This window comes from Rhodopseudomonas palustris, from assembly GCF_003226555.1.
GTDB lineage: Bacteria > Pseudomonadota > Alphaproteobacteria > Rhizobiales > Xanthobacteraceae > Rhodopseudomonas > Rhodopseudomonas palustris_I.
Genome location: NZ_QKQS01000003.1, coordinates 115,551 through 129,050, shown reverse-complemented (window position 1 = coordinate 129,050; position 13,500 = coordinate 115,551). Strand labels below are relative to the sequence as shown.

The window sequence follows — 13,500 nt, the reverse complement described above, 5'->3', positions numbered from 1 at the left end:
GCCGCGTTGTGCACCGCCCGCTCCCTAGCGTCGCTGCGCGAACGTGGTCGGGGCATCAATTGGTCGCCATGCCCCCGGAGACGAACTGCCATTGCTGGACAAAATCCAAAATGTCCGTCATGGGATTCTGCCGAGGGCCACGCCCTATCGGCGACGAATTCGAGCGGCATCAGGTGGATGGGACCGGCGCCGCTGTGGCCCGGCAACGAGATCGGGGACATGATGCGACGAGTTATCCTTGAGTTCCAGAACGCGATGCTGCGTTGCCTGGCGGTGAGCGGTCTTGCCCTGACGATCGGCGTCGGCGGCGCAATTGCTCAGAGCGGCGATCTCCGCGCGCAGGATCAGACGCAGAAGCCACCGGCGGCCGGTAACAATCAGCAGGCCCAGTCGACGGCCGACGCGCTCAAGGAAAGCCAGAGAAAGACCGACGAGTTCGCCGAGGCCGCACAGGCCATCAACGGACCGGCAGGGAATCCCGAATGCGTGTGGCTCGGCCGACGCGTCGTGGTGCTGATGTGGCGTGACGACCTCGACACCGCGTTCCGCCACCTCGATATGTACGACCGGTTCGGCTGCCCGACCGGCCACATTCAGGCCGCGTTCAGATGCGTCGTGCGATCGGGTCCCATTGACCCGAAATCACCCGACAGCCTCAGTGGACGTGTGCACGCATGCTGGATCAATCCGACGGCTCAGCAACAACCCGCTGCAGCCGCCGCGACGCAGCCCGGCCCGGCCGCAAAGCCGGCGCAGGGATCAGCCCAGCAACCGGCAGCGCCGGCTCCCGCGCCAGCGAAATAACGGCGCGGTACCGGGGAACGATCGGGATCTTCTCGGGTTCGCCAGCCGGACGCCCTCAATTCGCCATGGGGGCAGTCGAGTTGCTTGAACCCGGGACGCATTGCTACTGTGATGCGCCGATGCTGTGGACAGACCTCGGGGACGGGTTGGTCCACCTGCCAACTTGGCCCCTGATGGTTTAGTCGCGATGCGCGTCGTCGTCGTCGTTCTGTTTCTCGTCGCTGCCGCTCACGCCGGGCTCTGGGGCCTCCTTCGGGAGAAACAACAAGCAGCCGATTTCACCGGCATATTGCCGAGCGTTTCGTACGCGCCGTTCGATGGCTCCGGACATCCGGACGTCGACAACTTCCCCACCGCCGAGCGCATCCGCGCCGACCTGAAGAAGCTGGAGCCGCTGACGCGCGCGGTCCGCTTGTATTCGTCGACGGGCGGCCCCGAGATGGTGCCGCCGATCGCCAACGAATTCGGCCTGAAGGTCAATGTCGGCGCCTGGATCGACAAGGACGTCACCCGCAACGAGCGCGAAATCCAGTCGGCGATCGACCTCGCCAAACACAATGCCAATGTCAGCGGCGTCGTGGTCGGCAACGAAACGGTGTATCGCGGCGACCAGATCCCCCTGGAAAATCTCGGCCTGAGCGATGAAGAGCGCTACCGGCTCGTCGCCGAAGAGAACCAACGGGTTCGCGACGCCGAAGCCCAGCCCGCCGACAAGCGCGACGAAGCAGTGCGCTGGGCCACGGCCGAGAACAACGTGCGGCGGCTGACCCGGCTGATCCAGCGTGTGAAGTCTCAGGTCAAAGCGCCGGTCACCTCAGGCGAAATCTGGAACATCTGGCTCGAGCATCCCGAGCTCGCCTCCTCGGTCGACTTCATCGCCGCTCACATCCTGCCTTACTGGGAAGGCTTCTCCGCCAAGCAGGCGGTCGACCAGGCGATGATCATCTATCAGAAGCTGCGCGACGCCTTCCCCGGCAAGCGCATCGTGATCGCCGAATTCGGCTGGCCGAGCGCAGGCTATAACCGCAAGGCGGCCGTCCCCGGCCAGTTCGAGCAGGCGGTCACGCTGCGCAACTTCGTTAGCCGCGCCGACGCCATCGGCATGGAATACAATATCGTTGAAGCGATCGATCAGCCCTGGAAGTTCTTCGAAGGCGGCGTCGGTCCGTATTGGGGCTTCCTGGATGCCTCGCGCCAGCCGAAGTTTGCCTGGACGGGACCGGTGGTCGATCCGAACTACTGGAAGCTCGCCGGCATCGCGCTTCTGGTCGGTATCCTGCTGTCGCTACCGATCCTGCAGCTCGCTGCCCCGACGGCGATGCAGACTCTGCTGCTGTCGGTCGCCGCCCATGGCGCCGGCGCCTGGGCCGCGACCGTGTTCGCCTTTTGGAACAGCCATTACTTCCTGTTCGGCTCGGCCTTCGCGCTGACGCTGGGCATGATCCTGCTGGTTCCCCTGGTCGCGATCGCCCTCGCCCGGATCGAGGAAATTTCGGCCGTGGCATTCGGCCGCAAGCCGCGCCGCCTGATCACCCGCGCCCTCACCGAAGCCCAGGAAGCTCAGCGTGTGGCCGCGACCGCCAAGGGCGAGCCGATCAAGGCCCCGAAGGTCTCGATCCACGTCCCGGCCTATTTCGAACCGCCGGAGATGCTGAAGCAGACGCTGGATGCGCTGGCGCGGCTCGACTATCCGAACTTCGAAGTCGTGGTGATCATCAACAACACGCCCGACGCCGCCTTCACCGACCCGATCCGGGAACACTGCCGCGAGCTCGGCGAGCGCTTCAAGTTCATCAACGCCCAGAAGGTCAAAGGCTTCAAGGCCGGCGCGCTGCGGATCGCGATGGAGCGCACCGCGGCGGACGCCGAGATCATCGGCATCATCGACGCCGACTATGTGGTGACGCCGGACTGGCTGAAGGACCTCGTCCCCGCCTTCGACGACCCGCGGGTCGGCCTGGTGCAGGCGCCGCAGGAGCATCGCGACGGCGACCGCTCGCTGATGCACTACATCATGAACGGCGAATATGCCGGGTTCTTCGACATCGGCATGGTCCAGCGCAACGAATACAACGGCATCATCGTGCACGGCACGATGTGCCTGATCCGGCGCGCCGCGATGGACATGGCCGGCGGCTGGTCGAGCGACACCATCTGCGAGGACTCCGATCTCGGCCTCGAGATCATGGAGCACGGCTGGCTCACCCACTACACCAACACCCGCTACGGCTACGGCCTGCTGCCGGACACCTACGAGGCGTTCAAGAAGCAGCGCCATCGCTGGGCCTATGGCGGCTTCCAGATCATCAAGAAGCACTGGCGGCGATTCCTGCCCGGCAACAGCCGCCTCTCCCGCGACCAGCGCCGTGAGTTCGGCGTCGGTTGGCTGAACTGGCTCGGCGCCGAAAGCCTCGGCGTGGTGGTGGCGATTCTCAACCTGATCTGGGTGCCGATCGTCGCCTTCGCCGACATCGCGATTCCCGACAAGATCCTGACCCTGCCGATCATCGCCTCGTTCATCGTGACGCTGGCGCACTTCCTGGTGCTGTACCGGCTGCGGGTGAAGGTCGGCGTGCCGCAGATGCTGGGCGCGATGATCGCAGCGATGTCGGTGCAGTGGACGGTGTCGCGCGCCGTTGCCCAGGGCCTGATCACCGAGCACCTCGCCTTCGCCCGCACCTCCAAGGGCGGACTGACGATGATGTCGGTCGAATTCCAGGCGTTCTGGGAGGCGGTGATCGGCGTGCTGCTGCTGATCGGCGCCGCGATCCTGGTGGTCTCCAACAGCAACATCCAGATTACCGAGATCTACATCTTCGCCGGCGTCCTGGTGCTGCAGAGTCTGCCGTTCCTGGCCGCGGTGGCGATCGCGATTCTCGAGAACTCGCGAATCAACCAGTTCGGCTGGTGGACTGCGACTGCGGTGCGGACCGCCGAATTGATCGGCCTGCGCCCGGTGGCGCTGCCGACCCCGATCCCGGCGCCGCAGAAAGTCGGCTCCGATCTTCAGCGGGACGCTTGACGGCGATCGGAGCCGCCGGCGCAAGCTGAATGGTTGCACGAGGAAGATTGGATAAATAGCTGTGGGCTTGAGCCAATTCGGCTTGGGTCGAGGCAACTGCGGTCACCGCGGGTATTGACCCCGCCGGCCCTGCCCCCTACACAGCGCCTCACGTGAGCGCGTAGCTCAGCCGGTAGAGCACGTGACTTTTAATCATGGGGTCGAGGGTTCGAGTCCCTCCGCGCTCACCATCCGTCTTGAATAGTCATGTATTGTGCAGCCCAGACGTTGTGGCGGCTCGTCGATGAGCAGCGTCGCCGTTCGGCGTCGACCACGGCCGTCCCTTCTCCCGCATTGAATTGAGCATGGCCTCGGCGCGCGGAAGCGACGCGGTTCAGCGGTCATTTGCGGCCGCTTCATCCGTGGGCTGGCCTCGTGCGGCGGCTGCCAGGCAGCGCGAAACCAAAGTTCCCAACCGCCTTACGACCAACGGATCACGCACTGCTCACGAAAATTTGTTCCTGCTCAATGTTCGGCGCGGGGGAGCCGGTCAATATGCGCGCCATCGAGGGCCGCACCGCGGCTCGGCGATGCGCAAGAAACCCCATTATGAGGTCTCAAAATGGCTGACAAGACGCTGACCGGCCTGACGGTCGAGGAGTCCGAAGAGCTCCACAAGCACGTGATCGATGGCACCCGCATCTTCGGTGCGATCGCGATCGTCGCGCACTTCCTCGCCTACGTTTACTCGCCCTGGCTGCACTAATTAGCTGCCCAAAGGAGTATAGAAAATGAATCAAGCTCGTATCTGGACTGTGGTGAAGCCGACCGTCGGTCTCCCGCTCCTGCTCGGCAGCGTCACCGTGATCGCGATCCTGGTGCACTTCGCCGTGCTGTCGCACACCACCTGGCTCTCGAAGTACTGGAACGGCAAGGCCGCGGCGATCGAGTCGTCGGTCAACGTCGGCTAATCAATTCTGCTCGTCTGAGCGGTATTGCCGAACCGGGCTCCGAAAGGGGCCCGGTTTTCGTTTGGGGCCCGCTTGCCACGGCAAGCTGGCTGCCGTGCGGCAGACTTGCAGTCAGGCTCTCGCCTTCGGCGCTGCCAGCGCGGTCGCGGTGCGCTTGATGGTCTTGGCCACCAGCAGCGCCTGCTCCTTGGTCAGGGCGAAGTCCTGCACACCCTTCTGGGTGGTCAGCGACAGGATCATCACCTCCGGCTGATTCTCCGGCCAGCCGGTGGCGAAGGCGGTGACGAAATCGGCCGAGGTCGAGCGCTGGGTCATCGAATGAAACTCCTTGGAAAAGCTCGCGGCTGATTGGCCGAAACCGGCCGCGCTGGCAAGCATCCGCAAGGCTAAGTCGTTCAGGCGACGTTACCGCGCCGGCACGAACGCCGTCACCTCCAGCTCGACCTTGGCACGGGCATCGACCAGCCCGCCGATATAGAGTAGCGTCGATGGCGGAAAATGCCGCCCCAGCGTCTCCTTCCAGGCCGCGCCGATTCCTGCGCCAGCGGCCTCGTATTCGGCGCGGCTGGTGAGATACCAGGTCAGCCGCACGATGTGCTCCGGCCCGGCGCCGGCGTCGGCCAGCAGCCGGATGACACGCCGCAGCGCTGCGCCGACCTGGGCAGCGAGGTCGTCCGATTCGTATTCGCCCTGATCGTTGGTCCCCGTCTGGCCCGCCAGCACCAGCCACTGACCGGGCCCACTGAAGGCAACGCCGTGTGAGAAGCCTCGCGGCTTCGCCCATCCGTCCGGTTGCAGCACCCGCATCCTCCGATCCTCCCTTGGCATCCGGCTTGTTCGCCGCTTTGAACGCGATTGCGCGCACAAGCGGCGGCGGAAATCAACCGCAGCGGGCGCAGGCGGACCTCTTCGGTGCGGCGGTTGCCAAGCCTGCCGTTGTCGAAGATAGAGCGCTGCAAGGAAACGCCGACGCCATCAACGAGCCAAACCGCCGCGATGACCAGCTCTCCCTCGATCCTAAAAGCCGCGCTGTGGATGGCCGGCTGGCTGGCGCTGATGGTGATCGTCGCCGTCGCCGGCCGCGAGACGCTGCGCGAGCTGAACGTGTTCCAGGTAATGGAGCTGCGCTCGCTGATCGGGTTCGCGATGCTGTACCCGCTGATCCACAGATTCGGCGGGCTGACTGCGATGGCGACATCGCGGCCCCTGGCGCATCTGAGCCGCAATCTGGTGCATTACGCCGCGCAGCTCGGCTGGTTCTACGCGCTGACGCTGATCTCGATCGCCCAGGTGGTGTCGATCGAGTTCACGATGCCGATCTGGATCGCGATCCTGGCCGCGACCTTCCTCGGCGAGCACATGAACGTCTGGAAGATCACGGCGATCGTGCTCGGGCTGATCGGCGTCGTGGTCATCGTGCGACCCGCGACCTCTTCGGTCGATCCGGGCCAGTTGATCGCGCTCGGCGCCGCAGTCGGATTCGGAATCTCGGTCACCCTGATGAAGTCGCTGACCCGCACCGAGAGCACGCTCGCGATCATCTTCTGGATGCTGATCATCCAGAGCGCCGCGGGCCTCGTTCCGGCGCTGTGGCTGTGGCAATGGCCCTCTGCCTATGCCTGGATCTGGATCGTGATCCTGGCGTTCTGCGGCACGTTTTCGCACTACTGCATGGCGCGGGCGCTGACCAATGCGGACGCCACCGTGGTGGTGCCGATGGACTTCCTGCGGGTGCCGCTGTCGGCCACGGCCGGTTGGCTGATCTACGGCGAGCGCCTCGACGCCTTCACGGTGATCGGCGCTGCGCTGATCCTGACCGGCAATCTGCTCAATCTGCGAGGCGCGCCGCGGCCGCCCGCAGTCGCCCCGATCCGGCGCTCGTCCTAATCGTCGAGCCCGGCGGCCTTGCGCAGCGCCGCGTTGATGCGGTCCTGCCAGCCCGGGCCGCCTTCCTGGAAATGCTCCAGCACGGCCTGATCGATCCGCAACGACACCATCTCCTTCACGCCGGGCAACGCCTGACGCTTCGGCGGCGCTTCCACCGGCTTGGCGGTGACCTTCTTGAAGGCGGCCTCCGCCTCGGTGCGGGCATCGTTCAGCGTGCGGGGGCGACGGGGCGGCTGCGACATGGCGGCTTTCTCGGCAGGTTGAGCAGACTTAAGGCGTTGAAGTGACTCGTCGAATGACCGGCGATCAAGCTCCGCCCCCGCTGAGCAACTGCTGCGCTTCGCGACGCACAAGACTCAGCTCGGACAGGCTTCGTCACCGGTTGATCACGCCCTCTTTCCAGCCGCAATAGTAATTGAATCGCTAACGTCTGTGTTCGAAATCGAGAGTTCGCCACACTGTCTCGTCCAGGGCGTGCAGTGCAGAATCGAATTTCTCAAAACGAACGCATTTGTGTTGCGACATCGTCAGAGTTCCGAGTGTATAGTTCGTGCAACTGAGGTGGTGATCACTTCGGTCGAACATGTGTCTGAGCGATCAGATCCACCGAACAATCAGGTCCAACGCTTTGAATGATGAGGAGGTCACGATGCCGGCGATTGCTGAAGTCCTGTCGACCAACGTTCCTCGTCCCGCACCACGCGGCAGCGATCTTCCCACCTGCCCGGTCTGCGCCGACTCGATGGTCGCGGCCGAAGCATCGGCGTATCTCACCGAGAGCGTGGTGAGCTACCTGTGGACCTGCGACACCTGCGGCTATGGTTTCGTCACCAAGCACGCGGTGAAACGCTTTTCCTGCAACTGATCTACGCCATCTGACGTCAGCTCATCGAAGCTCACCCCTCCGATTTGCCGGAGGCTGTTTGGATTGACCGATGCAGCCATGGCCGGTGGTTCCAGCATAGCGTCGTAACGTTGCTCCGCTTCGGCCGGCGTGATGGATCACTTCGGCTTGGTCGAGGCCATTGATGGTTCCGGCGATAGCATCGTCGTCGGAATCGTCGACGCTGCCGCCCGAAGGTTCGATGCCGGCTTCGGCTGGACGCTCGGTACATTTGATCGAGATACTGGCTGCCGCGGTCGCTATGTGGACCCGCCGCCGATCATGGAGCTCCTCCCGGCACAGCAGCCATAGCCGCCGTCGCTCGCTGGGCCGGTACGGCACCGGCCTGGTGCCAGCGCGGCACCGCCCTGGCATTTGTCGCCTTGCTCGCGCAAGCAGTCCATCTAGGACGAGATCAGCGAGACTTCACTTCGGGCCGCGCTGGCAAGATACCGTCCCAACCATGGACGCGGCATATGACGAAGGATCAGGTTACGAACATAGAAACCCGCGGCACTGTTCGGGATGAACATCGTTGCCATTCGCCGGCTGCGTAGTTGCAGACGGTGGATCGCAGGTCGAAGGCTGGCATCGTGCTGCCGAAGAGCCTCTGGAACAGAGGTGCGCGCCAATGCCTGTGCCAACAACTCTGCCGAAGCGATTGCCATGCCGGCTCCCTGTCCGGACACGAGCGTCAGACAATGAGCGGAGTCACCGAGCAGGGTCACTCGTCCCTTCGACCACCGCGGTAGGTCTACAAGGATCAAGCTGTCGAGGGTCGGCGGCGGCCCACTACGCGCCATCTCCATGAAACGGCGAACATCGAGATGACTGCGTGCGACGACCCGATCGAGCAACGCCCAACGTTGCTCGGGCGGCAGCCAGGATGAATCGACATCGCGCCAGACATGCATGGCTGCGAGGTGACCATCTTTCAGGGCATAGTATTCGGCGAGATGGCCAGGCTCGGTATACGACAAAAAATCGGCATCGATCGGAACGCTGACATCGATATCATAGACCGCAAATCGATAACCGAGGGGCACGAGACAGTCAGCATTGCCAAATAGCGTCTGCCGGCAGGCGGAACGAACGCCATCGGCTCCGATCAGCAGATCGGCTTTGATCGTGGTCCCGTCGCTCAAGCCAACTGTCACCAAGTCCGCCGTCTCGGTGATTGTGGTCACGGTTGTGCCGAGGCGGATCTCGGTATCCGAGTTGATCGCCTCCCGCATGACGTCGACCAGGTCGGAACGGCGAACCGCGAGGTAAGGCAGCCCGCGCAGAACATCGCGATAGCGCAGCCGCAGAATCTCCTTCCCGTGGCGGTCGCGGTAGACGTTCTCGTTGATCTCATAAGAAGCAGATTGCAGAAGCGGCAACAGACCCATCCGAGTGACAGCGTCGTAGCCCGGCCCGGACAGGCCGATCATGTAACCGCTATCGCGCAGGCTTCCGGACCGCTCGACGATGAGGGTGCGCCATCCAATACGCTGAAGCCACCACGCCGCCGCGAGCCCGGCAACGCCGGCGCCGACGATCACTGCAAGCGGCGTCTTCATTGCGCAGGCTCCAGCGCCGGTTGCGGCAAGCCGCGCAGCAGAACGCCGACCACAGCAGCCCCCGTTACAGCCAAGGTCGCCGCCACCGCGAAACACCAGCCAAAGCCCAGATGTTGCGCCACCACGCCCGCGCCGAAGCCGGCGACGCCGGCGATGGCCGCGTCGGCGCATTGAAACAACGTGAAGTCGACCCCCGCCTGCCGCAGCGATGCGAGCCCCATGAGCAGCGAATACAGCGCCACGAAACCCGCGGCCATGCTGGCGGTTTGGAGGATCGCGATCGTAACCAGCGCCATGTAGCTCTGGACGCCGGCCATCACCACCAGCGCCAGCACGATCAGAACCGCCGCCTGAAGCGTCGCCGCGAGCAGCACCGCGCGCCGTGGCCTGAGCCATCGCACCATCACGCCGCCGACCAACGTCCCCGCCAATCCGGCGATGGTCCCGCCGATGCCGTTGAGGATGCCGAGCGTCGCAAGATCGATACCGACGTCTACAAGGAATGGACCGATCATGCCTTGGGTCAGACGAACCCCGATCTCGAACGCGACCGTCAGCAACAGGCCGTAGCGCACTTCCGGCCGCGACAGCGCAAAGCCAAGACTGGGGCGATGCGCGGTCTGCGGCCGAGCCGCCGACTGCGGTTCACGTGTCAGGGCAAACGGCAGCGTCAGCACGACGATCAGACTGGCCATCGCGGCGGCCGCGCCTTGCCAGCCAACCGTGGCGACGAGAACGAGAAACAGCCCGCTGCCGAAAACCAGGCCGAAATAGCCCCCGCCGACCTGCGCGATGTTTCCCCAACCGCGATGACGTGAAGGTAACTGCTCGATGGCAAAAGCATCGCAGGCGATATCGACCGTGGCCGATGAAAGCGCGATCAGACCCAGCGTCACGAACAGCCAGACCTTATCGTGCGGGCCGACCGCCGCCAGCAACAGCAGCGCGAGCGCCACGATGGCCTCGCCGATCACCACGATTTGCCGCGAGCGGCGCCCCTCCGACAGCCGGTAACGCTCGACGTAAGGCGCCCACAGAAACTTCAAAGCCCATGGCGTCATGGCGATGGATACCAGACCGATCACGTCCAGTGCGACGCCTTCGGAGCGAAGCACGCTCGGAATGCCCTGGAACGTCAATCCGCCGACCACGCTCTGCGCTGTATAGATTCCGCCGATGACGACCAGAATGCGTCCCAGCGACAGACCTTCCGCTGCAGGCACCGCGCGGGCTGGGGACGGCATCAGAACTGCATCCGCATTGATGCGCCGATCAAACGGCCCTGCCCAACCACGCTCAACGTTGTGCCGAGATACCGGTAGCTGTGCGTCCGATATGCCTCGTCCGTCAGGTTCTCCGCAAAGATCCGAAGCGCCGGCCCCTGGTCGAAGACGAACTCCACCGCTGCGTCATAGGTCGCAAAAGCGCCCTGCGACAGGCTATTGGCCTCATCGAAATAGCTACGGCTGACCGCGTGGACCGCCCCGCTCAGGTACAGTTGCCCGGGAAGGACGTTCTGATCAACCTGATAGCGGCTGCTTAAGTTCGCGGTCACATCCGGCGCAAACGGCACACGGTTTCCGGTGTAGTTCACGCCGCTCAACGGATCGACGAACTCCGTAAATTCAGATCGGCCGAACGCCGCATTCGCCGTCAACGTCAGGCGATCGGTCGGTTTGAGCACGGCTTCGACCTCGATCCCTTGGCTTCGTGCCTCACCTGCGTTGCGGATCACCTGCATGCCGACAGGCCCGACATAAATCTGCTTGTCCTTGGAGTCGATGTGATAAAGCGCCGTCGACAGCGTGAGCACGCCGCCGAACAGCGACGTACGCGCGCCGATTTCATAGTTCCAGGCCGTCTCCGGCTTGTAGGGAAGCGCGTCGGCGGCGAACGAGACAGCGTGATTGAATCCGCCTGCCTTGTACCCTTCCGAGATCAGGCCGTAGAGACGCACCTGATCGGTCAACTGGTAGCCGAGCGACACCTTGGGCTGAAAGCTGGTGAAGCTGGCCCTTTCGTCGAAGGCCATCGATCCGAAGGTCGCAAAATCGAGGCCGCTGAAATCGACCGACGACCAGTCGTATGCGCCCCGCGCGCCCGCCGTGACGTCAAGCCGATCGGTCAGCGCGTAGGTGAATTCGCCGAACACGGCGGCGCTGCGGCTCTCCACCTTATTGCGGCTCGCATAGGGCGTGCCTGGCATCGCATTACGCGTGAACCAGTCGTTCCAATACGACGCGCCGACCACACCCTTCAGCGGACCGCCACCGTCGTAGGTCAACTTCATTTCCTGATAAAAATTGCGATCCGTCTCCGGATATTCGCCGCCGAAGAGCTTTCGTTGCAGATCGACGTCTTGGAACGATGTCGTGCTCGACAGCGTCATGTCGCCGAAGCGATAATTCCACGATATGCCGGCATTGGTCGTATGCCGCGTCAATTCATTGTATGGCCCGAGGATGGAACTGCGATAGATGCGGTTGGCGACGTCACTATCGAGGACGGCATTCTCTTCGCGCGATCGCAAGTGATCGCGAGACACCCACATATTCGCGTCAAACGGGCCGCCGAGCGGTGCATATCGCAATCCAACCCGGCCGAAGAAATCGTCGGAACCGTCGATGTGATTGTTGCCGCCATTGCTGTCCTTGAGCTGCCCGACCCGATGTGTCTCCTTGACCGACAGATCAAAGAACAGCGTCTCGGGAATGAGAACGCCGGTCGCGTTCACACCGGCCGCGAATAGTCGATTGGCCGCTGTTCCAAACACGGTCGCCGTGGACTCGCGCGGCTTTCGGGTGATGATGTTGATGACGCCGCCGAACGCATTGCGGCCATAGAGTGAGCCCTGCGGACCCCGCAGAAACTCGACGCGCTCGACGTTGTCCAGCGTCTGGACCATCGCGGACGACGCCTGCGGTACGCCGTCGACATAAACCTGCACGGATGGGCTGTAGTAATCCGGAGACGACATACCGCGTATCGTGAAGTTCGCGTAGACGTTGGTGCCGCGGCTGTTGATCACCAGGCCCGGAAACACTTTCTGCAAATCATCGACACTGCGAACGTTCTTCTCACGCAATTCCGCCGCTGTCGCTACGGAGACGCCGCCATCGACCTTATCGATCGCCTGCTCTCGCTTGTTTGCCGTGACCGAAATTGTGTCGAGCGGAATTTGTGTGGACGAGGCTGTTTGTGCTCTCAGGCTGTGATTAGAAGCAATCAAAGTTAGGCTTGAGATCGCGGCCAACCACGAGGCTTTTAAGAACATTTCTATTTTCCCGAAGACCACAAATGCGTCGTTATCTCCTATTCTTTGCCCGAGTGATCATGTCTAGCGATTTTGGTACGGACGTTGATGGAAACAGAACGAAGAACACATCACATCGCTAATCGAGGTAACATGTGTTCTCCGGACAACAGGGTTTTCGGCGATTGTCTCGAAAGCGAGACGACATGGCGTGCTGCAGTCGATCGTGAGATCGATGCTCTCGGCTGGACCGCCGCCACCCGCATCGATCAGCCGGACGATGACGTTACGATCTATGCGATCGATGCAATCGCCGCGCAGGATGCGATCATTCACCCGGAAGGGCCAGCCACGTTTTCGCTCAGCGTCTTTCTGGATGGCCGTGGGACGCTTTCAATTGATGGCGCCAAACCGCTTTCGGTCGAGCCGGGAATGGCGGTTCTGTTTACGAGCTCTGGTCCGGTCCGCGGCGAGAACCGTTTTGTCGCCGGACAGCGTTTCAATGTTATCGATCTTCGTTTCGAGCAGAGGTTCCTGGTGAAAGCCGGCGGCGCGCCACTCGCCCGGATCGGCGGTGATCTCCTGACCGAACACAGCCGGCCCGATCAACGCGTTACGCTTGCAGGGTGGAAGGCTCCTCCCGCGCTTTTGAAGACGGCACGTGAGATCCTCGACTGCAAGAGAGCTCACGATCTGTCGCGCAACCTGTTTCTTTACAGCAAGGCTGTGGAGAGTCTCAGCATCGTCGTCGACACTTTGAGCCGCCCATCAGGACGCAAGAGCGTCTTCAAGTCCAACGACCGCGCAAAGATCCTTCAGGCGCAGAACCTCATCGGCAGCAGTTATCATCTCGATTGGACCATTGCGAAGCTCGCCCGTCACGTTGGATTGAACGAGCGCAAGCTGAAAGAGGGCTTCCGTCATGTCGTTGGCAATTCCGTGCATGCCTACCTGCGCGAAGTCCGGCTGGAAGCGGCGGCACGTCTCCTGCTCGATGGCGAGTCGGTTACGCAAGCTGCACTGTCCGTGGGCTTTGAAAGCCTGAGCCACTTCAGCAAAATCTTCGCTGCTGCGAAGGGCGTGTCACCAAGTCGCTATGTACGATGATCAAGTTCAGCTGTTGCTCACGAAACAAACCG

Annotated in this window: 13 protein-coding genes, 1 tRNA gene and 1 pseudogene; 8 read left to right on the top strand and 7 right to left on the bottom strand. The window is 62.8% G+C overall.

Features of this window, described 5'->3' with window-relative positions:
• The first annotated feature begins 222 nt into the window (after positions 1–222).
• From DNX69_RS01640 to DNX69_RS01620, 5 genes are all read left to right on the top strand, one after another.
• Positions 223–804, top strand: coding sequence for a beta-1-3, beta-1-6-glucan biosynthesis protein (locus tag DNX69_RS01640; protein ID WP_110784353.1), 582 nt, complete (start codon positions 223–225; stop codon positions 802–804).
• 187 nt (positions 805–991) lie between these two features.
• Complete coding sequence (locus tag DNX69_RS01635) at positions 992–3,826, top strand: glycosyltransferase (RefSeq protein ID WP_110784282.1); 2,835 nt, start codon at positions 992–994, stop codon at positions 3,824–3,826.
• A 154-nt stretch (positions 3,827–3,980) separates the two neighbouring features.
• Positions 3,981–4,056 (top strand) — tRNA-Lys (locus DNX69_RS01630).
• Positions 4,057–4,427: 371 nt separating this feature from the next.
• Positions 4,428–4,571, top strand: a complete 144-nt coding sequence (gene pufB, locus DNX69_RS01625) for a light-harvesting antenna LH1, beta subunit (RefSeq protein WP_011158204.1) — start codon at positions 4,428–4,430, stop codon at positions 4,569–4,571.
• Between the two features lie 25 nt (positions 4,572–4,596).
• A complete protein-coding gene (locus tag DNX69_RS01620) occupies positions 4,597–4,776 on the top strand; it encodes a light-harvesting protein (protein WP_110784281.1) in 180 nt (59 codons plus the stop codon).
• A 111-nt stretch (positions 4,777–4,887) separates the two neighbouring features.
• Here DNX69_RS01620 and DNX69_RS01615 read toward each other — a convergent pair whose 3' ends face one another.
• Positions 4,888–5,091, bottom strand: coding sequence for a hypothetical protein (locus DNX69_RS01615; RefSeq protein WP_110784352.1), 204 nt, complete (start codon positions 5,089–5,091; stop codon positions 4,888–4,890).
• A gap of 90 nt (positions 5,092–5,181) precedes the next feature.
• Positions 5,182–5,583, bottom strand: a complete 402-nt coding sequence (locus tag DNX69_RS01610; RefSeq protein WP_110784280.1) for a RidA family protein — start codon at positions 5,581–5,583, stop codon at positions 5,182–5,184.
• A 189-nt stretch (positions 5,584–5,772) separates the two neighbouring features.
• Between DNX69_RS01610 and DNX69_RS01605 the strand changes: the two genes are divergently transcribed.
• Positions 5,773–6,663: a DMT family transporter gene (locus DNX69_RS01605; RefSeq protein WP_110784279.1), complete on the top strand. Its 891-nt coding sequence runs from the start codon at positions 5,773–5,775 to the stop codon at positions 6,661–6,663.
• Here the strand turns inward: DNX69_RS01605 and DNX69_RS01600 are convergent.
• Complete coding sequence (locus DNX69_RS01600) at positions 6,660–6,905, bottom strand: BrnA antitoxin family protein (RefSeq protein WP_110784278.1); 246 nt, start codon at positions 6,903–6,905, stop codon at positions 6,660–6,662. The two genes, DNX69_RS01605 and DNX69_RS01600, sit on opposite strands and share 4 nt — an antisense overlap.
• A gap of 407 nt (positions 6,906–7,312) precedes the next feature.
• Between DNX69_RS01600 and DNX69_RS01595 the strand changes: the two genes are divergently transcribed.
• On the top strand, positions 7,313–7,528 hold the full coding sequence (locus DNX69_RS01595) for a hypothetical protein (protein WP_110784351.1): 216 nt from the start codon (positions 7,313–7,315) through the stop codon (positions 7,526–7,528).
• Positions 7,529–7,660: 132 nt separating this feature from the next.
• Here DNX69_RS01595 and DNX69_RS01590 read toward each other — a convergent pair.
• The 4 genes and pseudogenes from DNX69_RS01590 to DNX69_RS01575 form a co-directional block, all read right to left on the bottom strand.
• A pseudogene (locus tag DNX69_RS01590) lies at positions 7,661–7,811 on the bottom strand (IS3 family transposase); the annotation flags it as partial.
• A 139-nt stretch (positions 7,812–7,950) separates the two neighbouring features.
• Positions 7,951–9,108: an FAD-dependent monooxygenase gene (locus DNX69_RS01585; protein ID WP_110784277.1), complete on the bottom strand. Its 1,158-nt coding sequence runs from the start codon at positions 9,106–9,108 to the stop codon at positions 7,951–7,953.
• The gene (locus tag DNX69_RS01580; protein ID WP_110784276.1) at positions 9,105–10,352 is read right to left on the bottom strand and encodes an MFS transporter; all 1,248 of its coding nucleotides are present in this window, start codon (positions 10,350–10,352) and stop codon (positions 9,105–9,107) included. The genes DNX69_RS01585 and DNX69_RS01580 overlap by 4 nt, the downstream gene beginning before the upstream one ends.
• On the bottom strand, positions 10,352–12,382 hold the full coding sequence (locus DNX69_RS01575) for a TonB-dependent receptor (RefSeq protein WP_110784275.1): 2,031 nt from the start codon (positions 12,380–12,382) through the stop codon (positions 10,352–10,354). Before DNX69_RS01575 ends, DNX69_RS01580 begins: the two co-directional genes overlap by 1 nt.
• Positions 12,383–12,514: 132 nt before the next feature.
• On the opposite strand from DNX69_RS01575, the gene DNX69_RS01570 reads away from it, so the two are divergent.
• On the top strand, positions 12,515–13,468 hold the full coding sequence (locus tag DNX69_RS01570; protein WP_110784274.1) for a helix-turn-helix transcriptional regulator: 954 nt from the start codon (positions 12,515–12,517) through the stop codon (positions 13,466–13,468).
• The last annotated feature ends 32 nt before the right edge of the window (positions 13,469–13,500 follow it).

Coding starts and splice junctions, on each gene's coding strand:
- DNX69_RS01585 (WP_110784277.1), bottom strand. CDS start 9,108: ATGAAGACGCCGCTTGCAGTGATCGTCGGCGCCGGCGTTGCCGGGCTC.
- DNX69_RS01620 (WP_110784281.1), top strand. CDS start 4,597: ATGAATCAAGCTCGTATCTGGACTGTGGTGAAGCCGACCGTCGGTCTC.
- DNX69_RS01640 (WP_110784353.1), top strand. CDS start 223: ATGCGACGAGTTATCCTTGAGTTCCAGAACGCGATGCTGCGTTGCCTG.
- DNX69_RS01600 (WP_110784278.1), bottom strand. CDS start 6,905: ATGTCGCAGCCGCCCCGTCGCCCCCGCACGCTGAACGATGCCCGCACC.
- DNX69_RS01635 (WP_110784282.1), top strand. CDS start 992: ATGCGCGTCGTCGTCGTCGTTCTGTTTCTCGTCGCTGCCGCTCACGCC.
- DNX69_RS01595 (WP_110784351.1), top strand. CDS start 7,313: ATGCCGGCGATTGCTGAAGTCCTGTCGACCAACGTTCCTCGTCCCGCA.
- DNX69_RS01575 (WP_110784275.1), bottom strand. CDS start 12,382: ATGTTCTTAAAAGCCTCGTGGTTGGCCGCGATCTCAAGCCTAACTTTG.
- DNX69_RS01610 (WP_110784280.1), bottom strand. CDS start 5,583: ATGCGGGTGCTGCAACCGGACGGATGGGCGAAGCCGCGAGGCTTCTCA.
- DNX69_RS01580 (WP_110784276.1), bottom strand. CDS start 10,352: ATGCCGTCCCCAGCCCGCGCGGTGCCTGCAGCGGAAGGTCTGTCGCTG.
- DNX69_RS01570 (WP_110784274.1), top strand. CDS start 12,515: ATGTGTTCTCCGGACAACAGGGTTTTCGGCGATTGTCTCGAAAGCGAG.
- pufB (WP_011158204.1), top strand. CDS start 4,428: ATGGCTGACAAGACGCTGACCGGCCTGACGGTCGAGGAGTCCGAAGAG.
- DNX69_RS01605 (WP_110784279.1), top strand. CDS start 5,773: ATGACCAGCTCTCCCTCGATCCTAAAAGCCGCGCTGTGGATGGCCGGC.
- DNX69_RS01615 (WP_110784352.1), bottom strand. CDS start 5,091: ATGACCCAGCGCTCGACCTCGGCCGATTTCGTCACCGCCTTCGCCACC.